This is a genomic window from Sphingomonas glaciei, assembly GCF_023380025.1.
GTDB lineage: Bacteria > Pseudomonadota > Alphaproteobacteria > Sphingomonadales > Sphingomonadaceae > Sphingomicrobium > Sphingomicrobium glaciei.
Genome location: NZ_CP097253.1, coordinates 1,078,839 through 1,104,460, shown reverse-complemented (window position 1 = coordinate 1,104,460; position 25,622 = coordinate 1,078,839). Strand labels below are relative to the sequence as shown.

27 protein-coding genes are annotated in these 25,622 nt (G+C 67.4%); 7 read left to right on the top strand and 20 right to left on the bottom strand.

The genetic code is table 11. The annotated features are described in order from the left end of the window. Positions 1 to 10: 10 nt before the first annotated feature. From M1K48_RS05305 to M1K48_RS05265, 10 genes are all read right to left on the bottom strand, one after another. Complete coding sequence (locus M1K48_RS05305; protein WP_249504807.1) at positions 11 to 787, bottom strand: enoyl-CoA hydratase-related protein; 777 nt, start codon at positions 785 to 787, stop codon at positions 11 to 13. Further along, on the bottom strand, positions 784 to 1,839 hold the full coding sequence (locus M1K48_RS05300) for an enoyl-CoA hydratase/isomerase family protein (RefSeq protein WP_249504806.1): 1,056 nt from the start codon (positions 1,837 to 1,839) through the stop codon (positions 784 to 786). Before M1K48_RS05300 ends, M1K48_RS05305 begins: the two co-directional genes overlap by 4 nt. Continuing rightward, on the bottom strand, positions 1,836 to 2,978 hold the full coding sequence (locus M1K48_RS05295; protein ID WP_249504805.1) for an acyl-CoA dehydrogenase family protein: 1,143 nt from the start codon (positions 2,976 to 2,978) through the stop codon (positions 1,836 to 1,838). The genes M1K48_RS05300 and M1K48_RS05295 overlap by 4 nt, the downstream gene beginning before the upstream one ends. A gap of 88 nt (positions 2,979 to 3,066) precedes the next feature. After that, positions 3,067 to 3,630 carry a hypothetical protein gene (locus M1K48_RS05290; RefSeq protein ID WP_249504804.1) on the bottom strand — a complete coding sequence of 188 codons (564 nt, stop codon included), beginning with the start codon at positions 3,628 to 3,630 and terminating at the stop codon, positions 3,067 to 3,069. Continuing rightward, the gene (locus tag M1K48_RS05285) at positions 3,620 to 4,006 is read right to left on the bottom strand and encodes a RidA family protein (RefSeq protein ID WP_249504803.1); all 387 of its coding nucleotides are present in this window, start codon (positions 4,004 to 4,006) and stop codon (positions 3,620 to 3,622) included. The genes M1K48_RS05290 and M1K48_RS05285 overlap by 11 nt, the downstream gene beginning before the upstream one ends. Next, positions 4,003 to 4,935 carry a polysaccharide deacetylase family protein gene (locus tag M1K48_RS05280; RefSeq protein ID WP_249504802.1) on the bottom strand — a complete coding sequence of 311 codons (933 nt, stop codon included), beginning with the start codon at positions 4,933 to 4,935 and terminating at the stop codon, positions 4,003 to 4,005. The genes M1K48_RS05285 and M1K48_RS05280 overlap by 4 nt, the downstream gene beginning before the upstream one ends. Positions 4,936 to 4,940: 5 nt before the next feature. Next, positions 4,941 to 6,443: a CoA-acylating methylmalonate-semialdehyde dehydrogenase gene (locus tag M1K48_RS05275; RefSeq protein WP_249504801.1), complete on the bottom strand. Its 1,503-nt coding sequence runs from the start codon at positions 6,441 to 6,443 to the stop codon at positions 4,941 to 4,943. Between the two features lie 79 nt (positions 6,444 to 6,522). Continuing rightward, entirely contained in the window at positions 6,523 to 7,563 is a 1,041-nt protein-coding gene (locus M1K48_RS05270; protein WP_257794169.1) for a M3 family metallopeptidase, read from the bottom strand. Continuing rightward, positions 7,503 to 7,913, bottom strand: coding sequence for a M3 family metallopeptidase (locus tag M1K48_RS14295; protein WP_257794168.1), 411 nt, complete (start codon positions 7,911 to 7,913; stop codon positions 7,503 to 7,505). Before M1K48_RS14295 ends, M1K48_RS05270 begins: the two co-directional genes overlap by 61 nt. A gap of 36 nt (positions 7,914 to 7,949) precedes the next feature. Continuing rightward, on the bottom strand, positions 7,950 to 8,498 hold the full coding sequence (locus tag M1K48_RS05265; RefSeq protein WP_249504800.1) for a hypothetical protein: 549 nt from the start codon (positions 8,496 to 8,498) through the stop codon (positions 7,950 to 7,952). A gap of 91 nt (positions 8,499 to 8,589) precedes the next feature. Here M1K48_RS05265 and M1K48_RS05260 point away from each other — a divergent pair, with 91 nt between their 5' ends. Genes M1K48_RS05260 through M1K48_RS05245 form a run of 4 tightly spaced genes read left to right on the top strand, consistent with a single transcriptional unit; the run spans position 8,590 to position 13,792 of the window. Then, entirely contained in the window at positions 8,590 to 10,035 is a 1,446-nt protein-coding gene (locus M1K48_RS05260) for a M28 family peptidase (protein ID WP_249504799.1), read from the top strand. 19 nt (positions 10,036 to 10,054) lie between these two features. After that, the gene (locus M1K48_RS05255) at positions 10,055 to 10,984 is read left to right on the top strand and encodes a DMT family transporter (protein WP_249504798.1); all 930 of its coding nucleotides are present in this window, start codon (positions 10,055 to 10,057) and stop codon (positions 10,982 to 10,984) included. Between the two features lie 8 nt (positions 10,985 to 10,992). Beyond that, entirely contained in the window at positions 10,993 to 13,224 is a 2,232-nt protein-coding gene (rnr, locus tag M1K48_RS05250; protein WP_249504797.1) for a ribonuclease R, read from the top strand. Positions 13,225 to 13,237: 13 nt separating this feature from the next. Next, positions 13,238 to 13,792, top strand: coding sequence for an NADPH-dependent FMN reductase (locus M1K48_RS05245; protein WP_249504796.1), 555 nt, complete (start codon positions 13,238 to 13,240; stop codon positions 13,790 to 13,792). On the opposite strand, the gene dcd is transcribed toward M1K48_RS05245, so the two are convergent. Further along, positions 13,793 to 14,347, bottom strand: coding sequence for a dCTP deaminase (gene dcd, locus M1K48_RS05240; RefSeq protein ID WP_249504795.1), 555 nt, complete (start codon positions 14,345 to 14,347; stop codon positions 13,793 to 13,795). A gap of 124 nt (positions 14,348 to 14,471) precedes the next feature. Here dcd and M1K48_RS05235 point away from each other — a divergent pair, with 124 nt between their 5' ends. Then, positions 14,472 to 15,962, top strand: a complete 1,491-nt coding sequence (locus M1K48_RS05235) for a replicative DNA helicase (RefSeq protein ID WP_249504794.1) — start codon at positions 14,472 to 14,474, stop codon at positions 15,960 to 15,962. A gap of 62 nt (positions 15,963 to 16,024) precedes the next feature. Here M1K48_RS05235 and astD read toward each other — a convergent pair whose 3' ends face one another. After that, positions 16,025 to 17,449, bottom strand: a complete 1,425-nt coding sequence (astD, locus tag M1K48_RS05230) for a succinylglutamate-semialdehyde dehydrogenase (protein WP_249504793.1) — start codon at positions 17,447 to 17,449, stop codon at positions 16,025 to 16,027. After that, positions 17,446 to 18,837, bottom strand: coding sequence for a protein adenylyltransferase SelO family protein (locus tag M1K48_RS05225; protein WP_249504792.1), 1,392 nt, complete (start codon positions 18,835 to 18,837; stop codon positions 17,446 to 17,448). Before M1K48_RS05225 ends, astD begins: the two co-directional genes overlap by 4 nt. 41 nt (positions 18,838 to 18,878) lie before the next feature. On the opposite strand from M1K48_RS05225, the gene M1K48_RS05220 reads away from it, so the two are divergent. Further along, positions 18,879 to 19,742: an alpha/beta fold hydrolase gene (locus M1K48_RS05220; RefSeq protein ID WP_249504791.1), complete on the top strand. Its 864-nt coding sequence runs from the start codon at positions 18,879 to 18,881 to the stop codon at positions 19,740 to 19,742. Positions 19,743 to 19,784: 42 nt separating this feature from the next. Here the strand turns inward: M1K48_RS05220 and M1K48_RS05215 are convergent, their stop codons facing one another. Continuing rightward, positions 19,785 to 20,276, bottom strand: coding sequence for a hypothetical protein (locus tag M1K48_RS05215; protein WP_249504790.1), 492 nt, complete (start codon positions 20,274 to 20,276; stop codon positions 19,785 to 19,787). A 102-nt stretch (positions 20,277 to 20,378) separates the two neighbouring features. Between M1K48_RS05215 and M1K48_RS05210 the strand changes: the two genes are divergently transcribed. Next, complete coding sequence (locus tag M1K48_RS05210) at positions 20,379 to 20,864, top strand: GAF domain-containing protein (RefSeq protein ID WP_249504789.1); 486 nt, start codon at positions 20,379 to 20,381, stop codon at positions 20,862 to 20,864. A 753-nt stretch (positions 20,865 to 21,617) separates the two neighbouring features. On the opposite strand, the gene M1K48_RS05205 is transcribed toward M1K48_RS05210, so the two are convergent. From M1K48_RS05205 to M1K48_RS05180, 6 genes are all read right to left on the bottom strand, one after another. Continuing rightward, complete coding sequence (locus M1K48_RS05205) at positions 21,618 to 22,121, bottom strand: hypothetical protein (RefSeq protein WP_249504788.1); 504 nt, start codon at positions 22,119 to 22,121, stop codon at positions 21,618 to 21,620. 29 nt (positions 22,122 to 22,150) lie between these two features. After that, positions 22,151 to 22,693, bottom strand: coding sequence for a hypothetical protein (locus M1K48_RS05200; protein ID WP_249504787.1), 543 nt, complete (start codon positions 22,691 to 22,693; stop codon positions 22,151 to 22,153). 230 nt (positions 22,694 to 22,923) lie between these two features. Continuing rightward, positions 22,924 to 23,565: an SCO family protein gene (locus M1K48_RS05195; protein ID WP_249504786.1), complete on the bottom strand. Its 642-nt coding sequence runs from the start codon at positions 23,563 to 23,565 to the stop codon at positions 22,924 to 22,926. Further along, positions 23,555 to 24,007 (bottom strand): copper chaperone PCu(A)C, encoded by a 453-nt coding sequence (locus tag M1K48_RS05190; protein ID WP_249504785.1) that lies wholly within the window; start codon positions 24,005 to 24,007, stop codon positions 23,555 to 23,557. Before M1K48_RS05190 ends, M1K48_RS05195 begins: the two co-directional genes overlap by 11 nt. A 107-nt stretch (positions 24,008 to 24,114) precedes the next feature. Then, entirely contained in the window at positions 24,115 to 24,429 is a 315-nt protein-coding gene (locus M1K48_RS05185) for a 2Fe-2S iron-sulfur cluster-binding protein (RefSeq protein ID WP_249504784.1), read from the bottom strand. 4 nt (positions 24,430 to 24,433) lie between these two features. Further along, positions 24,434 to 25,609 carry an acetyl-CoA C-acetyltransferase gene (locus M1K48_RS05180; protein ID WP_249504783.1) on the bottom strand — a complete coding sequence of 392 codons (1,176 nt, stop codon included), beginning with the start codon at positions 25,607 to 25,609 and terminating at the stop codon, positions 24,434 to 24,436. Between the last annotated feature and the right edge of the window lie 13 nt (positions 25,610 to 25,622).

Below are 25,622 nucleotides of genomic sequence, written 5' to 3'. Positions count from 1 at the left end.
CTTGACGCTCCTACTTGCCGGTCCACTTGCCAGGCCGCTTCTCGACGAACGCGGCCATGCCTTCCTTCTGGTCCTCGGTCCCGAACAGGCCGTGGAACAACCGCCTCTCGAACCTGACGCCCTGCGCCAGCGGAAGCTCGAACGCCGCATTGACCATTTCCTTGGCCGCGATCGCCGCGAGCGGGGGCATGGCAGCGATCTCGGCCGCGGTCTTGAGCGCTTCGTCGACCAACGACGCGGCCGGCACGACGCGCGCCACGAGGCCAGCCTTTTCGGCCTCCTCGGCGCCCATCATCCGCCCGGTCAGGCACATTTCCATCGCCTTGGCCTTCCCGACCGCCGCCGCCAGACGCTGCGATCCGCCCATGCCGGGGGTGACGCCTAGCTTGATCTCAGGCTGGCCAAACCTGGCATTGTCGCCGGCGATGATGAAATCGGCCATCATCGCCACCTCGCAGCCGCCGCCCAGCGCAAAGCCGCTGACCGCCGCGATCCACGGCTTGCGGGTGTCGGTGACCCGCTCCCACCCGGCGAAGAAATTGGCCGAGTACATGTCGGCAAAGCCCTGGCTCTGCATCTCCTTGATGTCGGCCCCTGCGGCGAATGCCTTTTCGCTGCCGGTCAGGACCAGGCAGTGCTGGCTGTCGTCGGCGTCATAGGCGGCAAAGACATCGATCAGTTCGGCCAGCACCTGGCTGTTGAGCGCGTTCAGCGCCTGCGGGCGGTTGAGGCGGACCAGGGTAACGGCATCGTGCCGCTCGATCAGCAGGGTGGTGTATTCGGTCATGCGATCTCCGGAAACGGCGTCCAGGCTTCTTCGGGCGGAAGCTCGACGAACAGCTGGTCGACGGTCTCGTCCAGCACGGCCTCGGGCACCGCCGGCTTCCACTCGGGGTTGTTGTCCTTGTCGATCAGCAGCGCGCGGACGCCTTCGACGAAATCGTGGGTGTGCACGACACGGCAGGCGAGCGCATATTCGGCGCGCATCTCGTCCTCGAACGTCGCCCGCCCGGCGCCTTCCGCCAGCAGCCGCAGCGAGACCTTGCACGACAGTGGGCTCTTGCTGCGCAGCGTCGCCAGTTCCGACCGGGCCCAATCGCTGTCCTCGGCTTCCAGGCCGGCAATCACTTCCTCCAGCGTGTCGGGCGCGAACAGCCGGGCGATGTCGGCCATGTTTTGCTCGATTCGCGCCGCCGGCATGTTGCCGACGAAATTGCCGGCAGCTCCCGCGGCCCGCGCCGGCGCGGCGGCCAGCCGCTCGACCAGGTCGGGCATGGCGGACTGCGGCACATAATGGGTGGCAAGGCCAAGGTAGCGGCACTCCGCCCCGTCCAGCCGCGCGCCGGTCAGTGCCATGAACTGGCCGACCCGGCTTTCCAGCCGCGACAGATACCAGCCGCCGCCGACGTCGGGGAACAGGCCGATCCCGGTCTCGGGCATGGCCAGCCGCGTATTCTCGGTCGCGACCCGGACCTGGCAGGGGAGGGCGATGCCCACGCCGCCGCCCATGGTGATCCCGTCCATCAACGCGATGGTCGGCTTGGGATAGGTGAACAGCAGATGGTTGAGGCGATATTCGGCGTGGAAGAAGGCGGCCGCCTCCGTCCCGTCACCGGCGCCCGACTTTGCCAGCGCGACCACGTCGCCCCCGGCGCAGAAGCCGCGCCCCTCGGCATGGTCGATCAACACCGCCTGGATCGCGGGATCGTCGCGCCACGCCAGCAGCGCGTCGCTCATCGCCTCGCACATGTCGCGGGTCAGCGCATGGATCGCCCGCGGTCGATTGAGCCGGATCCGGCCCAGCGCGCCTTCGGTTGTGATCAGGACATCGTTGGTCACTGGCGCAGCATCTCCCGCGCGGTGATCATGCGCATGACCTGGTTGGTCCCTTCAAGGATCGAGTGAACCCGAAGGTCGCGCCAGAAGCGCTCGATCGGATAGTCCATCAAATAGCCATAGCCACCATGCAGCTGCAACGCGCGGTCGGCGACCGAGGAGCCGGTGTCGGTCGCAAGCCGCTTGGCCATCGCCGCAAAGCGGGTCTTGTCCGGCGCATTGTCGGTGACCTTGGCCGCCGCGAGATACAGCAGCGCACGGGCCGCCTCCAGCTCGGTCGCCATGTCGGCCAGCATGAACTGGGTATTCTGGAAGTCGGCAATGGCGGTGCCGAACTGCTTGCGCTCCTTGGTATAAGCGACCGCCTCGTCGAGGCAGCGCTGCCCGCCGCCGAGGCTGCAGGCGCCGATGTTGAGCCGCCCGCCATCGAGCCCCATCATCGCGATGCGAAAGCCCTCGCCCTCGCCGCCGACGCGGTTTTCGACCGGCACCCGGACCTCGTCGAAATTGACCTGCGCGGTGGGCTGGGAATGCCACCCGAGCTTGCGCTCCTGCGCGCCGAAGCTGACGCCAGGCATGTCCTTTTCGATCACCATCGCACTGATGCCCTTGGGGCCGTCCTCGCCGGTGCGGACCATGGTGACGTAGATCTCGTTCTCGCCGCCGCCCGAAATGAACGCCTTGGAGCCCGAGACGACGTAATGGTCGCCGTCGCGCACCGCGCGGGTCTTGAGCGCCGCCGCATCCGACCCGCTCGCCGGTTCGGTAAGGCAATAGGAGCCCAGCCGCTCCATCCCGATCATGCTCGGCAGATACTTCTGCCTGACCGCGTCCGAGCCGAAGCGGTCGATCATCCACGCCGCCATGTTGTGGATCGAGATGAACGCACTGGTCGACGGGCAGCCGTAGCTCAGCGCCTCGAAGATCAGCGCCGATTCGAGCCGGCCGAGCCCGATCCCGCCGCTTTCCTCGGACACGTAGATCGCCCCGAATCCGAGTTCGGCCGCTTTCTGAACGGTGGCGCGCGGGAAATGGTGCTTCTCGTCCCACTCGGCGGCGTGGGGCGTGATTTCGGCGGCGGTGAACTGCCGCGCCAGATCCTGGATCTGGCGCTGGTCGTCGGTGAGGTCGAATTGGGACATGGGCTCGCCCTAGCTCCGACCGCTGCGACTTTCCAGCGGCCCGGTATCAAGGTCAGGTCGGCATGGGAGCAGACTTGCTCCGCCGCCCCTAGGTGGTTGGACAGGCGGTGTAGCGGAGGTCGACAGGGCCCTCGTCGCCGCCCTTCTCCGTCCGGCGAAGCGTGGAACCGGTACGCTCCAGCGTGATCACCCGCTCCCACGTCATGCCTTCGCCCGAAAAGCCGTAGTTGGCCGTGAAGCGATTGGCCGGCGTCCAGGCGTCGATCCGGTCGAGGGTGCCGCGGCTTTCGTAAAAGGTCAGCCGGCTGTCGTTCACCACCATCAGCCCCTTGGCGGCGCTGACGAACTCGGGCTTGCAGTCGTTGGCAGTCAGGCCCCAGCGGCCGTGGAACTGGGCCGGGATCATGGTCGGCTTGGCGGCCGGCTCGCCTTTCGGGGCGGCCTCGTTCGCCGGGTTCAGGCCCTCGTCGATGTCGGAGGGGATGGGGCCCTTGTCGGCCCCGCGCGCAACCGAGGGACCGACCCGGCCGGTCGGGCCATCGCCGACCCCGGCCCCCTGGGCGATCGCCTCGCCGGTCTCGGCCTTGTCCCCGGCGGGGGTGCAGGCAAGGAGGGGAAGGGCGACGATCAGCGCTAGAAGATTATGTTTCACCCCTCACCAACGCCTCGGCTTCGATCTCGACCCGCCATTCGTCGCGAAGCAGCGCTTTTACGACGACCATCGTCGATGCGGGCCTGATCTCGCCGAAATACTCGCCATGCACGGCGCCGATCGCATCGGCATCGGCGGGATCGACGATATACATCCGGGTCCGCACCACGTCCGCCGCGGATCCGCCCAGCTCGGCGATCGCGCCGAGGATGATGGTGAGGCAGCGCCGCGCCTGATCGGCCGCGTCGCCGGGGGTCGAGGAGCCATCGGCCTCGACCGGCGCGGTTCCGGCCACCAGGATCCGCTCGCCCACCCGGACCGCGCGGGAGAAGCCGTAGCGCGCTTCATAGGGCGAGCTTCCCTGCGCCCGCTTCACGGCCGGGTCTCCCCCAGGACACGCTGGGCAAACAACGGATCGGCGACCTTGGGACTGACCCGGTCGTACCAGCGGGGCGCCGCAAGGCCCTTCTCCCACGCCAATGCCTCGGTCAGCGTGCCCTGCATCGAGGGGACGTCGGGGTGGAGCGAGCCGATGGGATCGCGATAGGCCTCGTCGGCGGTGATGATCGTCCACCCGGCCTTGCGCAGCGCGGCGGCAAGGTCGGCGACGAACAAGGCCGCCAGGTCGGTCTCGTGAAGCAGCAGCACCTGCGCCGGCGCCCGGCCCAGCACCTTGCGCGCCAGACCGTCGTTATACTCGGCCGCGCCGACCATGGTCTCGACATACAATTGGCGGAGCGCGGCCATGTCGACCGGCTTGCCCGCCTTCACCGCCGCCGTGGTCAGCGCTTCCATGTTCCAGTCGGCCCCGTCAGCGGTGACGTAACCATTGCGCAGGCCCCGCGCCGCCAGCGCCGTGCGAACCGCATCGCGCTTGGCTTTGTCGGCCCGGCCTTCATTGAGATACGGAAAGCGGAACCACGGGCGCCGGCCCGGCTGGCCCTTGAGACATTGCTCGGCCCGGTCGATGTTGGCGACATAGTCGGCCGCCGTGACCTCGGTCAGCGCCGGGTGGCTCCAGCTGTGGTTGGCGATGACGTGCCCGGCCCGGACATAAGCCGCGATCCGTTGCTCGCCGCCGACGCCGTCGTTCTTGCCGAAATTGCCGGGAATGACGAAGAACGCAGCCTGGCGAACCTTTGCCTTGCGCAGGCCGGCGATCAGCCGCTTGGACCGCTCGTCGGGCGTGAAATAGGCCCCGCGCTGCCGCGGTGCGTCGTCGAAGGTCAGCGCGATGCGCTTGTCCGCCGCTGCCGCCGGCGCTCCGATCAGAAGCAGCGCCAGCAGCAGGAGGAGGAAGCGCACCCGCCTCAGCCCATGGTCGGGATGATGAAGGCGTTGCCGCCGTCGCCAACGCCGCCGTCGGGCCAGCGCGCCGTCACCGTCTTGACCTTGGTCCAGAACTTGACGCCCTCCATCCCGTGCTGGTTGGTGTCGCCGAAGCCCGACCGCTTCCACCCGCCGAACGTGTGATAGGCGACCGGCACCGGGATCGGCACGTTGATGCCGACCATCCCGACGTTGACCCGCGCCGCGAACTCGCGCGCGGCGTGGCCGTTGCGGGTGAAGATGGCGACGCCGTTGCCATATTGATGCTCGCTCGGCAGGCGAACCGCTTCGTTGAAGTCGGCGGCGCGGACGATCTGCAGGACGGGGCCGAAGATCTCTTCCTGGTACGAGCGGAAGTGCGGCTTCACATGGTCGAACAGGGTCGGCCCGACGAAATAGCCCTTCTCCGAGCCTTGCAGGCTGAAGCCGCGGCCATCGACCACCAGCTCGCCGCCCTCGTCGGCGCAGGTCTGGATCCACTCCTCGACCCGGTTCTTATGCGCTTCGTTGACCACCGGCCCATAGTGCGCGTCGGGATCGGTCGACACACCGACCCGCAACGCCTCGATCGCCGGGATCAGCTTTTCACGGAGTGCATCGGCGGTCTTCTCGCCGACCGGGACGACGACGGGCAACGCCATGCAGCGTTCGCCGGCCGAACCGAAGGCGGCGCCGGTCAGGTCGTTGACCACCTGGTCGAGGTCGGCATCGGGCATGACGATGCCATGGTTCTTGGCCCCGCCGAACGCCTGCACGCGCTTGCCGTTCGCGGTGCCGCGGCTGTAGATATACTGAGCAATGTCGGAAGAGCCGACGAAGCTCACCGCCTTGACGTCCGGATGATCGAGGATCGCGTCGACCATCTCCTTGTCGCCATGGACAACGTTGAGAATACCGTCGGGCAGGCCCGCTTCCTTCATCAGTTCGGCCAGCCGCACGGGGACGCTCGGATCGCGCTCGGACGGCTTGAGGATGAAGGCGTTGCCGCAGGCGATGGCGACGCCGAACATCCACATCGGGATCATCGCCGGGAAGTTGAACGGGGTGATTCCGACGCAGATGCCGAGCGGCTGGCGCATCGAATAGACGTCGATGCCGGGGCCTGCGCCCTGGGTATATTCGCCCTTCAGCGCGTGGGGGATGCCGCAGGCGAACTCGATCACTTCCAGCCCGCGCTGGATGTCACCCTTGGCGTCGGCGATCACCTTGCCATGCTCGGACGCCAAGGTGGCGGCGAGCTCCTCCATGTTCTTCTCGATCAGCGCCTTGAAGTTGAACATGACCCGGGCGCGGCGCTGCGGGTTGGTCGCGGCCCAGCCGGGTAGGGCGGCGTTAGCGGCGTCGACCGCCTTCTGGAGGTCGGTCGCGGTGCCGAGGCGGACGGTCGCCTGGACCTCGCCCGCTGATGGGTTGAAGACATCGCCGGAGCGGTCCCCCGCCGCCACCGAAGTGCCACCGATGAAATGGTCGATCTGACGAAGCATGAGGACGCGTCCTGACTAGGGAAGGGGATTGCCGCTCCCTCTAGCCCCGGTCAGCGCCGCTTGCCAATGCTCGCGCGGCTCAGCGCGCGGCCCTGGCCATCTCCGCCTTGTAGGCGTCGATGCTGATCGGCCGCCCGAGGAAATCTCGGACCAGCTCCGCCGCCGGCTTGGTCCCGCCCGGCGCCAGCACCAGCCGCCGGTAATCGGCCGCGGTCTTCGGATTGCGCAGTCCTTCCCTGGCGAAGCGGGTGAACAGGTCGTCGGCGATCACCTTCGACCAGCGATAGGTGTAATAGCTCGCGCCATAGCCGGCGAGGTGGCTGAAACTGTTTTGGCCCTGCGACCATTCGGGCAGCGGGATCAGGTCGTAGCGATTGACGTAACCACGGTAAGCGGCGCCGAGATCGGCGGGCGCTCCTTGCTGGTAGAGCCTCAGCGCGACTTCGCTCAGCCCGAGCTGGCGCATGTCGCCCATCCCAAGGTTGAACAGGCGCGCACGATTCATCTGCGCCACCAGTTCCTGCGGGATCGGCTGGCCCGCCTCGTTGGTCGCGAACCGCTTCAGCGTGTCATAGTCGAACACCCATTCCTCGAGCATCTGCGAGGGCGCTTCGCCGAAGTCGGCCTCGGTCGCGATCCCGCTCTGCCCGGCCCAATGCTGGTTCTGGCCACCGAAGATGCCGTGCAGCAGGTGGCCATATTCGTGGAGGAAAGTGACGACGTCGCCATGCTCCATCAGGCCGTCGGGAGCATTCATCACCAGCGCGATCACCGGGACCTGGCCGCCCTTGCCCTGACGCAGCGGGACCACGTTGGCATGCTCATACTTGCCTGGCCGCGGGTGCATGTCGAGGTAGAAGCGGCCGATCAGCTTGCCGCCTTCGAACATCTCATAGGCTTCGGCCTTGGGGTGCCACAGCGCGGTCTTCCACGGCTTGATGTCGACCCTGAACAGGTCCTCGCTCAGCTGCAGGATGCCGCCGCGCACCTTGGGATAGTTGAAGTATTTGCGCGCTTCCTGCCGATCGAAGCCATAGCTCTGCTTCTGGACGAGCGGGGTCAGATAGCCATTGTCCCACGGGTTGATCTTGCTCGCCTGCGGATCGGTCTGGCGCAGCACGGCGAGCTCTTGGCATAGTCGCTCTGGGCGGCGGGCCTGGCCGCGGCAGCCATTTCGGCCAGCAGTGCCTCGACCTTGGCCGGCGTGTTCAGTATCCGCGGCTCGAAATCGACGGTGGCGAAGTCGGGCCGCCCGATCAGCTTGGCGAATGCCTGCCGCGTATCGATCATCTCGCGCAGCACCGCGTCGTTCTGCGGATAAGCGACTTGCGCATATTCACGCTGGAAGCGCTCGCGCAGCGCGCTGCTCCTGGCGTAGGTCATCACCGGCACGAAATCGGCGCTGTCGGTGCGAAGGGTGATGCGCCCGTCGGCGCCCGGCTTGCGGGCGGCGATGAAATCGGCCGGCACCCCGTCGAGTTCGGCCGCGGTGACGGTGATCGTTCGCTAGCCCTTGGGGATATTGGCCTGGAAGGTGGTGGTGAGTTCGGAGATCCGATCGGCGAGCCGGCGCGCTTCGACCCGCTTGTCGGCATCGAGAGCCACGCCCGACAGTTCGAAGGCCTGCAACATGCGCTGGAGGTAGAAAGCGCTCGCCTTGTCGGCCGGCGTCGGCAGTGCCTTCAGCTTCTCGTAGATCGGCCGCGACAAGGTGACGGCATTAAATTCGGTCCCGACCTTGACCTCGCAATCCTGCGCGGCGGTGCGGGCAGCGTCGTCGACGAGCACTTCGCGATACAGCGTCGCTTCGCCGCTGGCGCCGATCAGCACGTTGAGGAGATCGTCGAACTGTTGCAGCGCCGAGGCGCTCTTGCCCGGCGCTTCGAGCGCCTTGCGCAACGCCGCGCTGCGGGTCAGCATCTCGGTGCATCGCGCGGACACGGCGGCAGCGGTGGGCGCGCCTGTCAGGATCGGAGGCAGGCCCTGCGCCACCACCGAACTCGCCAACACGCTCAGCGACGCCCCCGCCGCAAGGGCCCAACGCACCATCCCCATGTCACTGCTCCCCGTTAAGAATGCAGCAGCCTAGACCGGGCTTCGGGAAAAACCTACTCCACCGCACGACCGCATGACTTGGGAGTTTTCGATGCTGAAACCGCTGGCGCTGACCATTTCCACCTTTCTCCTCGCCAGCACTGCCGCGTCGGCGGCGGCGACCCCCGAACAACAGATCATGGCAGCCGCGCGCAAGGTCAGCGAAGCGCGGCTGCGCGCCGATGTCGTCCGGCTGGTCGGGTTCGGCACCCGCCACACCCTGTCCAGCCAGACCGACCCGAAACGCGGGATCGGCGCCTCGGTGCGCTGGGCCGAAGCCGAACTCAAGGCGCTGGGCCTCGAGACGCTCCAGACCTGCGACACGGTGACTGGCCGCCGCGTGCCGCAGCCGACCAGGGTCTGCAATGCCGTCGGCATCCAGCGCGGGGCCGAACGGCCGAACGACGTGGTGATCATCACCGGCCACATCGACAGCCGCGTGACCGACGTCATGGACGCGACCAACGACTCGCCCGGGGCCAATGACGATGGGTCGGGCACCGTCGCGGTGCTGGAGGCCGCCCGCGCCCTGCGCGGCGCCAAGTTCGGCGGGACCATCGTCTATGGCGTGCTGTCGGGAGAAGAGCAGGGGCTGCTCGGCGGCAAAATCCTCTCTGATTACGCCAAGGCGCAGGGCTGGAACGTCGTCGCCAACCTCAACAACGACATCATCGGCAACAGCTGCGGGTCGGACGGCGTATGCGATGCCAAGGCCGTGCGGGTCTTCTCCGAAGGCCCGCGCTGGCAGGGCCGCGAAGCGCTCGCCGCTTCGCAGCGCAGCCTCGGCGGGGAGAATGACAGCCCGAGCCGCAACATCAGCCGCTTCCTCGATCGCCTTGCAGAGCGGCTGCCGCAGATCGGCCTCGACGTCCGCCAGGTGTGGCGCAACGACCGGTTCGGGCGCGGCGGCGACCATACCGAATTCCTCAACGCCGGCTTCCCCGCCGTCCGCTTCTCGGTCGCGGTCGAGGATTACGACCACCAGCACCAGGACCTGCGCACCGAGAATGGTCGCAAGTTCGGCGACACCATCGACGAGATGGACTTCCCCTACCTCGCCAAGATCGTGCGCCTCAACGTCGCCGCGCTGATGGCGATCGCCAACGCCCCGCCGCCGCCCGCCCCGGTCGCCCAGGGCGCGGTCAGCACCGACACCACGGTCAACTGGCCCCCGGTGGCGGGCGTCCCGGCCTACAAGGTGCACTGGCGCCGGACCGACGAGAACAACTGGACCAAGTCGTCGACCGCGGTCTCGGACGTGCTGGTCACGAACGAAGCGCCGCCGGCAGGGTCGGCGCTCAATCCCAATCGTCCGTCGAACAACGCCACCATGGGCCGGGTCGAAGGCGCGCAGAAGCAGGCCGTCCTGAAGGGCATCCGCGTCGACGACTGGGTGTTCGGCGTGTCTTCGGTCGGCAAGGACGGCTGGGAAAGCCCGGTTGCCAGCGCTGTCCCGGGCGGCGCGTTCAAGCCGTACGTGGCGCCGGAGACCAAGTGAGTCCAGGCTCGGCGCGGCGATGACCGCGGAAGATACCGACCGTCCCGCCGCCCAGCGCCCGCTTGCCGGTATCCTGCTGCGGCTGGTGACGGCGCTGCTCCTGGCGATCATGTTCGCCGGCGTGAAGCTGGCGGGCAATCGCGGCGTCCATGTCGTGGAAAGCCTCTTCTATCGTCAGATCGGCTCGGTCGTCTGCGCCACCGGGCTGGTCCTCGCTGGACCCGGTCTCGCCTCGCTGCGGACCAGGCGGGTCGGCGCCCACATCGGCCGGATGGCGCTCGGCCTCACCTCGATGGCGATGAACTTCCTCGCCATCCTGCTGTTGCCGCTGGCCGACGCCACCGCGATCGGTTTCACAGTGCCGATCTTCGCGACGATCCTCGCCGCCCTCGTGCTGGGCGAGGCAACGGGGCGCTGGCGGTGGGGCGCGGTGGTGGTCGGTTTCCTTGGCGTCCTACTGATCGTTCATCCGGGCGAGGGCGGGGTGCCGCTACTCGGCGCTGCGGTGGCGCTGGTCGGGGCCGGCATGACCGCCGCCGTGACCATTGTCATCCGCCGTCTCGGCGCGACCGAGCGGGCGTCGACCACGGTCTTCTGGTTCGCCGCCAGCAGCCTCCTGCCGCTCGGACTGCTCATGCTCCACTTCGGCCGTGCGCATGACGCCGCCACCTTCGCCATCCTTGCCGGCCTCGCGCTGGCCGGCGGTCTTGCCCAGCTTACCCTGACCGCCAGTCTCCGTCTCGCCCCGGTCGCGCTGGTTATGCCGATGGACTATACCTCCCTGCTCTGGGCGACCCTGCTCGGGCTGTGGCTGTTTGCCGAGCTGCCCACCGCCACCGTCTGGCTCGGCGCGCCGGTGATCATCGCCAGCGGTCTCGTCATCGTCTGGCGGGAACATCATCTCGCCCGGCGCGCTGCTCTAGCGGCCCGTGCTGCCACCCCGTCATAAGGACCCGAATGCCCCGCAAGCCCGCCCACACCGGCCTTCCCACCTCCAGGCAGATCCTCGACTTCATCGAGAAGTCGGGCCAGCCTGCCGGCAAGCGCGAGATCGCCCGCGCCTTCGGCCTGCACGGTCACGACAAGATCGCCTTGAAGGCCCTGCTCAAGGACATGGCCGACGAGGGGCTGATCGACAGCGCTCCCGGCCGCGCCTTCCACAAGACGGGCGGCGTGCCCCGTGTCACCGTGCTCCGCATCGTCGCGATCGAGGAGCAGGCGCTCGCGGTTCCCGACAATTGGCAGGGGGAGGGGCCGCCGCCAAAACTCCGCGTGCTCGAGAAGGGCCGCCGCTCGGCACTCGCGCTCAACGATCGCATTCTCGCCCGTACCGAGGAGCGCGGGTCGGGCCATGTCGCCCACCTAATGAAGAAGCTGCAGCGCTCGGCCGACCTCATCCTCGGCGTCGTCCACGAGGACGAAGCGGGCGCCAAGTGGCTGAAACCCGTCGACAAGCGTGAACGCCGCCAGCTTCCCCTGTCCGACCTCGGGGAGGCGCAGACCGGGGACCTCGTCCTGGCCGAACCCTCCGGCCGCCCGCCGCGCGTGTCGGCCAAGGTCGACGCCGTCCTCGGCGATCCCTTCGCCCCGCGCAGCTTCAGCCTGATCGCCATTCACAAGCACGGGCTTCCGCACGAATTCCCCAACGAAACGGTCGAGGAAGCGCGCGAGGTGTCGAGCCTGCCGCTCGGCTCCGACCGCGAGGACCTGCGCCACCTGCCGATCGTCGCCATCGACCCCGCCGACGCCCGCGACCATGACGACGCCATCTGGGCCTCGCCCCGCGAAGACGGCGGGTGGGATGCGATCGTCGCCATCGCCGACGTCAGCTTCTACGTCCGCCCCGGCAGCGCGCTCGACCGCGAAGCCCGCCGCCGCGGCAACAGCGTCTACTTCCCCGACCGCGTCGTCCCGATGCTGCCGCACGAACTGTCGTCCGACATCTGTTCGCTGAAGGAAGGCCAGGACCGCGCCGCGCTCGCCTGCCACCTCCAGGTCGGCCCCGACGGTAGCCTCGAGGCGCACCGCTTCACCCGCGCCGTGATCCGGGTCGCCGCCAATATCGCCTATGAGGACGCCCAGCGCGCCATCGATGGCGAAGGCGGGGTGGAACCCGAATTGCTCGACACCGCGCTGAAGCCGCTGTGGGACTGCTGGGCCGCGCTTTACGCCGCCCGCCAGAAGCGCGAGCCGCTCGAACTCGACCTGCCCGAACGCCAGGTCGTCCTCGACGAGAAGGGTCGAATCACCTCGGTCGCCCCGCGCGAGCGGCTCGACGCGCACAAACTGGTCGAAGATTTCATGATCGCCGCCAACGTCGCCGCCGCCAAGGCGCTGGAGGCGAAGAAGGCGCCGGTCATGTACCGCGTCCACGAGACGCCCGGCCGTGAGAAGCTGACCGCGCTCAAGGATTATCTCGCCACCTTCGATATGGAGTTCGCGCTGGGCCAGGTGATCAAGCCCGCGACCTTCAACCGCATCATCGAGCGGGTTGGGGACGGGGATGCGCTGCCCGAGATCACCGAGCAGATCCTGCGCACCCAGACCCAGGCCCGCTACTCGCCCGATCCGCTCGGCCACTTCGGGCTGGCGCTGCCGTCCTACGCCCACTTCACCTCGCCGATCCGCCGCTACGCCGATCTCCTCGTCCACCGCGCGCTGGTCAGTCACTACAAGCTGGGCGAAGGCGGATTGCCCGCTGACGACGCCGCCCGCTTCACCGAGATTGGCGAGCTCATCTCCATGCTCGAACGCCGCGCAATGGAGGCCGAGCGCGACACCATCGACCGCTACGTCGCCGCCTATCTCGCCGATCACGTCGGCCAATTGCTCGATTGCCGCATCTCGGGCGTCCAGCCGTTCGGCTTCTTCGCCACAGTTGATGGTCTCGGCGGTGACGGCCTGATCCTTGCCGCCGACCTTGGGCATGAATATTTCCGCTACGACGAGGCCGGGCGCCAGCTGGTCGGTGACGAGACCGGCGAAACCTATCGCATCGGCCAGCGACTCCAGCTGCGCCTGACCGAAGCCAATCCGGTCAGCGGCGCGCTCCGTTTCGAGCTTCCGGAGGGCAGCTACGGCCGTCCCGCCGGAGGCCCCAGGGAACAACGGCGTGACCGCGTCTTTAAGCCTGCTGGCGGTCGCCGCGGCCGACCGGCAAACATCCGCCACCAATCCCGCAAGCGCTAGGAACAGTTCACCCATGCCCAAGACCATCGCCGTCCTTCGCGGCAGCCCGCGTGCCGACAGCCTGACCAAAAAGCTTGCCCGGGGCATCGAACTCGCGGTCGGCGACCGGCTGACGTTCAAGGACGTCGAGATCCACGCGCTGCCGCTCTACAATCCTGACCTCGAAAAGGACGCGGCCCACCCCGCCTGGGACGCCTTCCGCGCCGCGGTGATGGGCTGCGACGGACTGCTATTCGTCTCGCCCGAATGGAACCGCTCGGTCCCCGGCGGCCTCAAGAATGCGATCGACATCGGCTCGCGGCCCTACGGTCAGGGCGTTTTCCAGCAAAAGCCCGCCGCCGTCGTCACTCAATCGACAGGCGGCACCGGCGGCTTCGGCTGCAACCACCACCTCCGTCAGAGTTTGGTCCACCTCGACGCCATTGTACTCGGCCAACCCGAAATGTACGTCGGCAACCTGTCGGCGGGCAAGTTCGGCGACGACGGCAAGGTCAGCGACGAAGGCCTCGCCAAGCTGATCGATGGCTTCGCCGACACCTTCATCGCGTGGGTCGACAGGCAGGCCTGATCACAGCTTGGGCAGCGTCACCCCCTGCTGCCCCTGATACTTGCCCGCGCGGTCGGCATAGCTGACCTCGCACGGCTCGTTGCCCTTGAGGAACAGGAACTGGCACGCCCCCTCGTTGGCGTAGATCTTCGCCGGCAGCGGCGTGGTGTTGCTGAACTCCAGCGTCACATGCCCTTCCCAGCCCGGCTCGAGCGGGGTGACGTTCACGATGATCCCGCACCGCGCATAGGTCGATTTGCCGAGGCAGATCACCAGCACGTCGCGCGGCACCCGGAAATATTCCACCGTACGCGCCAGCGCGAAGCTGTTGGGCGGGATGATGCAGCAGTCGGTCTTGCGATCGACGAAACTGTTGGCGGCGAAGTCCTTGGGGTCGACCACCGCCGAATCGACGTTGGTGAAGATCTTGAACTCGTCCGCGACCCGGGCGTCATAGCCGTAGCTCGACAGGCCATAGCTGATGCACCCGTCGCGCCGCTGCGCCTCGACGAACGGCTCGATCATGCCGGAGTTCTGGGCCTGCTCGCGGATCCAGCGGTCGGAAAGGATGCTCATGGGGCAGGGCTTAGCCGTGCGCCCAACGGTTCGTCGATTCCCGCCGGGCGGAAATCCGCGCTCCCCACGATTTCCCCGTTATCCACAGCTTGGCCGCGCCCGCGAAAGGCGTAGAGGAACGCTCATGGCCGAAATCCTCCTTCATCCGGGCGCCGGGCCCGCCGAGACCCCGGTCCAGCAGCTTCCCCACAATGTCGAGGCCGAGGCCGCGCTGCTTGGCGCGCTGCTGATGGACAACCGGCTGGTCGAGGACGTCCAGCTCAAGCTGCGCGCCGATCATTTCTTCGAGCCGTTGCACGGCCGCATCTACGACGCCGTGCTCCGGCTGACCGATCGCAACATGATCGCCAACCCGGTGACGTTGAAGCCCCTGTTCGAAGCGGACGAAGCGATGCGGCAGGTCGGCGGCCCGTCCTATCTCGCGCAGCTGACCGGATCGGGCGCGGCGCTGATCGCGGCGCGCGACTTCGCCTCCCAGATTTACGACCTTGCGCTTCTACGCAGCCTGGTCGCGGTCGGGCGCGACCTCGTCACCGGCGCCCTCGACACCTCGGAGGACGTCAAGCCGCTCGAACAGATCGAGCGCGCCGAGACCGAACTCTACAAGGTCGCCGAGCAGGGCGGGGGCGAAGGCAAGGTCAAGACCTTCGCCGACGCGTCGAAGGAAGCGCTTCTGATCGCCGAGGCCGCCCTTAACTCGGGTGGTGCGCTGTCGGGGATCACCACCGGCTTCACCGAGGTCAATTCGCGAATGGGCGGCATGCACCGCTCCGACCTCATCATCCTCGCCGGGCGCCCCGGCATGGGCAAGACCTCGCTCGCCACCAACATCGCCTTCAATGCCGCCCGGCGGATGCTCCAGGACAATGCCGACGGCATCGTGTCCGAGCGCTCGGCCGGCGCTGCGGTGGCCTTTTTCAGCCTCGAAATGTCGGCCGACCAGCTGGCGACCCGCGTGCTCGCCGAACAGAGCAATATCCCCGGCACGCAGATCCGCACCGGCAACATGAACATCAACGAATTCCGCGAGTTCGCGCGGGTCGCGGCCGAGCTCAACAGCCTGCCGCTCTACATCGACGACACCCCCGGCCTGACCATCGCCGCCCTGCGCGCCCGCGCCCGCCGGCTGAAGCGCCAGAAGAACATCGGGCTGGTGATCGTCGACTATCTCCAGCTGCTCAGCGGGACGGGCAAGAGCAGCGATGGCAATCGCGTCCAGGAAATCTCCGAGATCAGCCGCGGCCTCAAGAGCCTCGCCAAGGAACTGCACGTGCCCGTCGTCGCCCTGTCCCAGCTCAGCCGTGCGGTCGAGCAGCGCGAAGACAAGCGCCCGCAGCTGTCCGACCTTCGCGAATCGGGCTCGATCGAGCAGGACGCCGACATGGTCTGGTTCATCTACCGCGGCGACTATTACCTGATGGCCAAGCAGCCGCCGGACGACCATCCCGACCTGCCGTCGTGGCAAGAGGAAATGGCCAAGATCTACGGCACCGCCGAACTGATCATCGCCAAGCAGCGCCACGGCGCCACCGGCAAGGTCAAGCTCAAGTTCGATGCCCGGATCACCAAGTTCACCGATCTGGTGGAAGAGGGGCACACGCCCGACTTCCACTAGCCCCTGCCCGGGGGTGGGCCGCGGGCCGGACGCGCTTCAGACGCTCCGGCCCGCGATGGCCCTTAGTCTTCCAGCATAGTGGGGTCGCGCAGACCCTCGCCGATCGTGGCCCGCGCAATCTCCGCCTCGCTGCTGGTCACCGGATAAGCGCAATAATCCGCCGCATAGGCCGCGCTCGGCCGGTGGTTGCCGCTGAGGCCGACGCCTCCGAACGGCGCGTTCGACGGCGCACCGTTGGTCGGCTTGTTCCAGTTGATCACCCCGGCCCTTACCTCGTTCCAGAAGCGGTCGAACTGCTCGGGCGACCCACCGACTAGGCTCGCGGCAAGCCCGAAGCGGGTGTTGTTGGCCTCGGCGATGGCCGCCTCGAAGCTGTCGACCCGGATCAGCTGCAGCGCCGGCCCGAACATCTCCTCGTCGGGGCGACCCGCCACGTCGGTCACTTCGATCAGCGCCGGGGTCAGGAACGGCTGCTGCTCCTGCGGCCGGTCGAGGCGGCGGATCACCTTCCCACCCTTGATCATCAGGTCGAGGAACTGCGCCTGGATATGGTCGGCCGCGTCATTGTCGATCACCGGCCCCATGAACGGCTGCGGCTCGGCGAACGGCTCGCCGACAATCAGCCGGTCCATCAGCTTGAGCATCGCCTGGACCAGCGCGTCCCCGGCGCGGCCCTCGGGCACGATCAGCCGCCGCGCGGCGGTGCAGCGCTGCCCGGCCGACAGATAGGCCGACTGCACCGCAATGGTCGCCGCGGCGGCAGTGTCGGCCGCGTCCCACACCACCAGGGGGTTGTTGCCGCCCAGTTCCAGCGCCAGGATCTTGTGCGGCATGTCGGCGAACTGGCGGTGGAGCGCCTGTCCGGCCCGGGCCGAACCGGTGAACAGCAGCCCGTCGATCCCGTCCTCGCCGGCCAGCGCACGGCCCTCGTTCGGCCCCCCGATCAGCAGCCTGACCGCGCCTTCCGGCACGCCCGCTTCGTGATACAGCTGGACCAGCATCTCGCCGACCGCCGGGGTCTTTTCCGACGGCTTGAACACCACCGTATTGCCGGCGAGCAGCGCCGGAACGATGTGCCCGTTGGGCAGGTGCGCCGGGAAATTGTACGGCCCCAGCACCGCCAGCACCCCGTGCGGCTTGTGCCGAACCGCGACCTTGGACCCCAGCGCCGCTTCCTGGCGGGTGGTCCCGGTCCGCTGCATGTAGGCGCTGATCGAAATCTCGACCTTGCCGACCACCGCGCCGACTTCGGTCTTCGCCTCCCACAGGGGCTTGCCCGTCTCGCGCGCGATCAGCCGGGCGAACTCCGCTTCCCTCGCCCGCACCGCATTGGCAAAGCGGCGCAGGGTCTCGGCGCGATACGTGACCGGCTGCGCGGCCCAGGCCGGAAAGGCTTCGCGCGCGGCTGCGACCTCGGTCGCCGCATCGCCGGGCTCGCCGGACCACAGGGTGTCGCCGGTCGCCGGCTCAAAGGAAATCAATGTCATGGAGTTGGCGAAGAAGCCGAGCCCGCCGTCTCCGTCAAGGCCTCGCCCATCCGCCGTATCGCCGCCACCTTGTCCTCGAACGGCGCCCAATCGTCGTCGCTGGCAATCGCCGCCCAGATTGCTTCGACCTCGTCGATCAGAATCGAACAGGGTTGCGCGTCCGACCAATAGGCGTGGCGCCGCTCACCCCGCCGGTCCCCGATCGCCTCGGCCAGTGCCTCGAACGCCGGATCGGCATAAGCCTCGCCCGTCGGACGCGCGCCGCCGAACCAGTCGAAAAAGAAACGGTCGATCCCGACCTTGCCGGTCCCCAGCGCCGCCACCACCGCCCGGGCAACCACCCGATCTTCCTCGGCCCCAGCGGGGGTCAGACCCAGCCGCCGCACCATCCCCGCCGAAAGGGCTGCGTGGAAGTGGGCGGCGAAGCCCTCCAAGCTCGCCTGCAGCCGCTCGTGCCCGTCGGTCAGCAGCGCCAGGCACCCCGCCAGCTGCGCCAGGTTCCACTGGATCGCCTCCGGCTGCCGCCCGAACGCATAGAGCCCGGAATGATCGAAATAGGCCGCGGTGAAGCCGGGCTCCCAGGTCGGCGCGAACCGCCACGGCCCATAGTCGAAGCTCTCGCCGGTGATGTTGATATTGTCGGTGTTGAGCACCCCATGGACGAAGCCGGCCACCATGTAGCTCGCCGCCAGCGCCGCGGTCCGCTCGGTCACCAGCGCGAACAGCCGCTCGGCCCCGCCATCGGCCGGCTCGCCATACAGATGCTCGAGGCAATAGCTCACCAGCCGCTCGAGTCCCTCGACGTCCTCGCCAAACGCCAGCCTTTGAAAGGTGCCGATCCGGATGTGCCCATGGCTCAGCCGGGTCAGCACGGCCGAGCGGGCCGGGGAGGGCTCGTCGTTGCGCTGCAATTCCTCGCCCGTCTCGAACAGTGCGAAGGTCCGGCTCGTGTTGACACCCAGCGCTTCCAGCATCTCGGTCGCCAGCACCTCGCGCACCCCGCCCTTGAGCGTCAGCCGCCCGTCGCCGAACCTACTCCACGGCGTCTGCCCCGAACCCTTGGTGCCGAGGTCCGTCAGCCGCCCGCCACGGTCGCGTAGCTGCGCAAACAGGAACCCGCGCCCATCGCCAAGCTCCGGATTGTACGACCGGAACTGATGCCCGTGATAGCGCAGCGCCAGCGGCGCCTCGAGATTGCCCGGCAGCGGCTCGAACCGGCAGAAGTGCCGCGCCCAGTCGGCCGACTCCAGCCCGACCTCTGCCGCTGCGCGCTCATTCACGAACCGCGCCGTGCACGCCGGAAACTCCGCCGCCCGGACCGGGTCGTAGAAGCCGTCGCCAAGCTCCAGGATGCGCGGATCGGGTTGGTAGGGTTGCACAGGCGTCATCTTGTCCGGATAGAGGCAGGCGATCAGAAAAGGAGCAGCGAGTGGCTCGGTACGAGGACCGGAACTACAACAGCACGGACGGCCTTCGGCTCCATTATCGCGATTATGCGGGTGGAGACCCCGACCAGCCCCCGATCCTGTGCCTTCCGGGCCTGACCCGCAATGCCCGCGATTTCGAGCCGGTGGCCGACCGCTTCGCCGGCGAATGGCGGGTCCTCGCGCTCGACTTCCGTGGCCGCGGCGGAAGCGCGGCCGACCCCGATCCCTCGCGCTACATGCCGGCGACCTATGCCCGCGATGTGATCAAGCTGCTCGACCAGCTCGGCATCGCTGACGCGGTGTTCATCGGCACCTCGCTCGGTGGGCTCGTCACCATGCTGATCGCGGCGATGGAGAATGAACGGATCGCCGGAGCTTTGCTCAACGACATCGGGCCCGAGGTCGACCCTAAGGGGATCGAGCGCATCCGCACCTATGTCGGCCAGCCGGTGACCTGGACCAGCTTCGCCGACGCCGGCGCAGCGATGATGAGCCGGATGGGCGACGTCTATCCCCGCTGGGGCGCGGCCGAGTGGGAGCGCTTCGCCCGCCGCTGCTGCCGCGAGGAAGGGCCGCAGGTCGTCTACGACTATGACATGCGCATCGCCGAGCCCTTCGCCGAGGCCAATGACGCCACCCAGCCCAATCTCTGGCCGTGGCTCGACCACCTCAAGGGTCGCCCGGTGACCATCCTGCGCGGCGCCACCAGCGACCTCTTTTCCGCCGCCACCGCCGACCGCATGGTCCGCGAACTGGGCGACGAGGCCGAACTGGTGACCATCGAACAGGTTGGTCACGCCCCCAGCTTCGACGAACCCGAAAGCATCGCCGCCGTCGAACGCCTGCTGGCACGGGTGAAGGGCTGAAGCGCAGCCGGATTTCCGGAACGCTACCCGGAGCAGAATTGATCAGCCCGCGCTGCTGCGGCGCTGCTTCGCAAGTCGAAGGAAATGGGGTGCCAGCGCCAAGCCGCATCCCCCGGCTGAGCGCTGCTCTCCATTTGGCATGCGGTTGAGCACCCATAGCGTGTCAACAGTCGGCAGCGTGTCCTCGCAAGCGGCCGAACCAAGGGGCCTGCAACCGTCAAACCCCGCGCCTTGACGCTGCACCACGGTCGTCGTCCTGACAGGACGCCCGAGCAGTGTCTCGCGAACCGCGATCGTATAGGTCACCGGAAGCCGGGCACCCGCAATCGCATAGGCCCACCGCAACGGGGCGACGCTGCAGCCGGCGGGATAATCCACCGCCACCACGCGCCCGCGAGCGATGAGCGATACCTTGCTCAGGAGGTGACGCATCTGGCGTTCCGTCAGATCGTCCGGGTCGGCACAACTGCAGGCCCATGCCACCGAAGGAAAGGCAACCAGGGCAGCCATGAGCGTGATCAGGTGGCGTGACACCTCGCGAGACTAACCTGCGCCAGAAAGTGGTCAACATCCCCGACCAACGTTCCACTATTCCCCGAGTTGTCAGCACCTCTCCTGACGATCATACCTTCCCGCATGAACGACGAGTTCGCACGCGAAGTCGCGGCTGAAGGCAGCGATCCGGAGATCGGCAGCATCCTCCTGGAGGTCTGCCACGCCACCCGCATGGGCTTCGTCGCGGTCGCCAGGGTCACCGAAGAGCGCTGGATCGCCGCCCAGGTGGTCGACCGCATCGGCTTCGGGCTCGACCCCGGGGGCGAACTGGAAGTGAAGAAGACCATCTGCGACGACATCCGCAGGTGCGGCCAAGCCATCATCATCGACCGCATCGCCGACGATCCCGAATGGCGAACCCACCCCGTCCCCATGCTCTACGGTTTCGAGAGCTACGCCTCGCTCCCGATCGTTCTCGCCAATGGCGAATTCTACGGAACGCTGTGCGCCATCGACCCCGAAGAGCGCGTGCTCAGCACCGTCGAGACGGTAGCTCTGCTACGGCGCTGTGCCGATCGGGTTGCGGCGATTCTCAATGAGAGGCGTCAGGGCGCTATTCAATCGTAGGTCGATCTCCGCCCTTCCCGGAATTGCAATCTAGAGCGGCGGCAGGATCGTCAGCTTCGAATTCCTGGCTCCGCACCGTCGGCAGCGCAGCCGCGGCTGAAGCGACCGCAGATCGCGGGCACCGCTCCTTCGGGCCGCCTCCAGGCCATCCATGGTCAGGGATGCGCCGCAGTCTCCGCAATCGATGCGCAAGCTCGCGCCGAATCGAACTAGGTCGGCGATTGTCCGGATATGCTTCGTGCTCACCCGGCCGGGTTACATCGGGGAGAACAATTCAAGAACATCTGGGATCGTGAAAGTTGTGGATGGTTCAGCGATGGGCGCGGTACCGTTGCCCTTGCGACCCGTTGCCGAAGCCCCGGCGTCAGCTACCTTGGGTAAATGCTGCTATCGATTCTTGCCTTGAGCGCCGTCGGCGGCACAGTCTCTCCGACGCCCATTGGGGCGTGCCAAACCACTGCGGTAGCATCGACTGTCACGGAGCGACCCGCCACCAGCTTTGGATTTCCCACCAGCATCATCAGTGAAGGTGCGACGGATGTCGTTTTCAGCCTCGGAAGGCAGCGTCACCCGCTCGCCGGAAAGACGATCGTCGCCGAGGACCCCACGATGGGGGTGGCATTGCTGGACGACGGGTCGGGCCTCCAATTCGATCGTGATTGCTCGGGAGCGCGCTGCATCTACCTAGGGCTCAATCGAACCGGCGTGGCGTCCGCATGCTGGCCGTGGCTCGCGGACGCACCATACCGGATTTCACGCAATGGCATCGTCGAGATCGACGCGAAGACCCAACTCGTTTTCAAGCGTCCCGGCAGTCCAAGCGAGCTCTTCCTTCGCCGAGCCATCGGCGACAGGTGGATCGAAAGGCGGCTCCTTGTCGGTGGAGAGCGCATCGTCGCGATTGGCCTGTCGCCACCGCTCCACGGCGTGTTGTTCACCATGGACGTTATCCGACAACATAGGAACGGTTCGCTGATCGTGACCACGTACAGGATTTCGCCTTACGAGCCGCCAGTTCCTTAAGTCCGCCTTTGACCTATTGCGGCGATCGGTTGTGGCGACCACCTCAAACTCCGGAAAAGGAAGCAGGTAGTGGGCGGGTTGGCTTTGATCTTCATACTTCCGGTGCTCGCCTATTGCGCGATCCAGACTGGAAGGGATCTGAAGAACAGGAACTGGCCATTCGCCACCTGGGGAGCGATCATCGTGTTCCTGATGATGTGGACGATTCCCCGCCTGTTCACGGGTCCCCAGCACTAAGAGTCCGTCGACCTCGAGGCTTAACCTCAGGGGGCGACCTTGTGATCGAATACGTAGGTGGTCAGCACCAAGGTTCCGCCCGCTTCCCCGCGAATGACGTCGAAGGTGCGCAGACCGCCGTGAAAGGAAAGGATCGAGACGTTCAGCCCGACGATCGGACTCGCGGTTTCCAAAAGCAGTAGGGATCTTGGCGGCGCAGCGGGGTCGTTCCTGACCAAGCGGACTTCGCTTCCCTCGCCCTTCGGGGCGACGACGACCCTGTTCCTTCCGAGGACCAGGTCGCCATCGCCTTTCCGGGCATCGTAGGACAGATTCCAGCAGGCATCGGGCCGAGCGACCCGTGAGAGGCCCGTATACAGGCAACGGTCGCCGCGGCAGTCGCGGTCGAACGACAGACCCGAACCATCGCGAAGCGTCACCCCGCCCACCGTCGGATCGCCGCCCACGATAGCCTGCTTGCGCAGGAGATCCACCTTCGGGCCCGGACGAAACAACCAGTCGGTGGTCCCTTGCGACAGGATGGCGGAAGGGCGCTGAACATCATTGTTGGGCCGTTCGCTGACGGTCACGAACAGTGGCGTCTTAGTACTACACCCGGCGCGTTTGTCGGGGCGGGCGCCAAACCGAGCAGCGCAGCTAGACTGGCGTAAGAAAGCACGGCCGCCTCCGGCAAAGATGGGCGTAAATCAGGATGCTGCTCGATGCATACGTCGGATGCAATGTCCGCCCTGGCGTGATGGCCGACGTCGTTGCCTGGGTCAGACTTTTCCCAACCGCTTCAGCCTACGCGCAAGAAGCTTTAGGCGACGATCCGCCGCAGCTTGTCGAGGGCCGGCGCATCGGCCTCTTCCTGCGCGATGGTCGACACGAACTTGCCGTCGCGCCCGAACAGCAGCACCTGGCTGCCATGGTCCACGGTGTAGCCGCCGGGCGCCGCCTTGTCGGGCACCCGCGCCTGGTAGATGGCGTGGCTCTTGGCGACCGCTGCCACCTGCTCCTCGGTCCCGGTCAGGCCGATGATCGGGGTTCCGAACAGCTGGACATAGTCGCCCACGACCTTGGGCGTGTCGCGCCCCGGGTCGACCGAGACGAACACGATGTCGAACGCCTGGTCACCCTTGTCCAACTGGCCGCGCAGCTTGGCCAGTTTGCCCAGCGTGTTGGGGCAGACGTCGGGGCAGTTGGTGAAGCCGAAGAACATCGCATAGGGCCGCCCTGCCAGCGCCTGCGCGCTGTTGAACGGTTTCCCGGTGGCCCCGGTCAGCGTGAACGGCGCGCCGATGGTGAAGCCGGGCATGCCGGGATCGGCCCGGCTGGTCACCGTCAGGCCCTCCGGCCGTATCAGCAGCAGCCAGGCGAAGGCGAGGGCGGCGAGGCCGACCAGCGACCACAAGACCAGGCGCAGCACCTTCAGCTTCGACGCGGGCGCCTCAGTGGCCATGATGCGCCCCCGCGGCGGCCGGACCCTGCGCCCCGGGCGGCAGGATCGGCAGGCTTGCACGGACCAGCCCCGCCTTGGCGAAACGCAGCACGATCGGCAGCTTGGCGCCGGGGCGCAGCGGTGCCTTCAGTCCGGTCAGCATGATGTGCAGCCCACCGGGCTTCATCGCGATGCTTGCCCCGGCGGGGAGGGGCAGGGCACCCGCCGCCCGCATCCGCACCACCCCGCCATTGTTCTGGCTGTCGTGGATCGACACCTGGCCCGCGGCTGGGCTGCTCGCGCCCAGCAGGCGGTCGGCCCCGCCGCCATTGTGCACGCTGACATAGGCCGCGCTGCTGCCCACCCCGGCGCGGACCCAGCCGCCGACGTGAAGGGCAGGGGCCTGTGCGGTCGCGGGCGCTGCGACGGCCAGAGCCGCAACGAGGAAAGAAAGGCTTTTCATGGGCAGGCATCTAGGGTCGGCTGCAGAGGCTTGCAACGTAGGACAAAGCATGGCGCTGTGAACCTTTACGGTTCGCTCTTTTTTCTCGTCGGGTGACCCTGCGCCGCTCAATCTTCCGGTGCGACCGTAACCTTGATCCCGTCCAGTTCCGCCTCGAACCTTATCTGGCACGACAGGCGGCTGTTGGGCCGGCGCTCGTCGCTCATCGCCAGCAGATCGTCCTCATCCTCCTTTAGCGCGGGCAAGGCGGCCAACCACTCTTCGCCGACCAAGACGTGGCAGGTGCCGCACGAACAGCAGCCGCCGCACAGCGCCAGCACTTCCTCGATCCCGCCAGCGCGGAGGTTCTCCATCAGCGACCGGCCACCCTGGCCCTCGATGGCACGGGCATGGCCGTCGCGGGTGGTCACGTTGATGATCATGCGCTCAGAGCGCTTCGATGACGGTTACGTTGGCGATGCCGCCACCTTCGCACATCGTCTGGAGGCCATAGCCGCCGCCCCGCTTGCGCAGCGCATGGACCAGCGTCGTCATCAGCTTGGTCCCGCTAGCGCCCAACGGGTGGCCGAGGCTGATCGCCCCGCCGTTGACGTTCAGCCGCTCCGGATCGCCGCCAATCTCGCGCAGCCAAGCCAGCGGCACCGGGGCAAAGGCCTCGTTGACCTCGTACAGGGCGATGTCCTCGATCCGCCGCCCCGACCGCTCGAGCGCGCGGCGGGTGGCGGGGATCGGCTCGATCAGCATAATCACCGGGTCGCCCGCGGTGACAGTCAGGTGATCGATCCGAGCGAGGGGGGTCAGCCCATGCTCCTTCAGCGCCCGCTCGCTGACCACCATCACGCCCGACGCGCCGTCGCAGATCTGGCTGGCGTTGCCGGCGGTGATCACTCCGTCGGGCTTCAGCGTCTTGAGGCTGCCCAGCCGCTCCATCGAGGCGTCGGCGCGGATGCCCTCGTCGCGGACGTGCTGGCGCTCCCGGCCGTCGGCATCGACGACCGTCAGCGGGACGATCTCCTGATCGAAGTCGCCCCGCTCGGTCGCCGCCGCTCCGCGCCGGTGGCTTTCGAGCGCGAAGCTGTCCAGTTCCTCGCGGCTCATCCCGTAATTGCCGGCGATCATCTCGGCCCCGGTGAACTGGCTGAATTCGGTCACGCCGTAGCGATCCTTGATCGACTGCGGCCACGGCCCGATGCCGATCCCGGCCTGCATGGGCAGCAGCACCGGAAGCCCCATCGGAACCCGAGTCATGCTCTCGACCCCGGCGGCGATCACCACGTCCTGCGTCCCGCTCATCACCGCCTGCGCGGCGAAGTGGATCGACTGTTGGGAAGACCCGCACTGCCGGTCGATCGATACCGCCGGTACGCTGTCGGGCAGGCTCGACGCCAGCACCATGTTGCGCCCGATGTGGAAGCTTTGCTCACCGATCTGGCCGACGCAGCCGGCAATCACGTCCTCGACGGCGGCCGGATCGATCCCCGACCGCTCGACCAGCGCGTCCAGCACCCTGGCGCCAAGGTCGGCCGGGTGCCAGTCCTTGAGCGCTCCACCCCTCTTGCCCCCGGCAGTGCGAGCGGCGGCGACGATATAGGCTGAGGGCATGGACAGGCTCCGG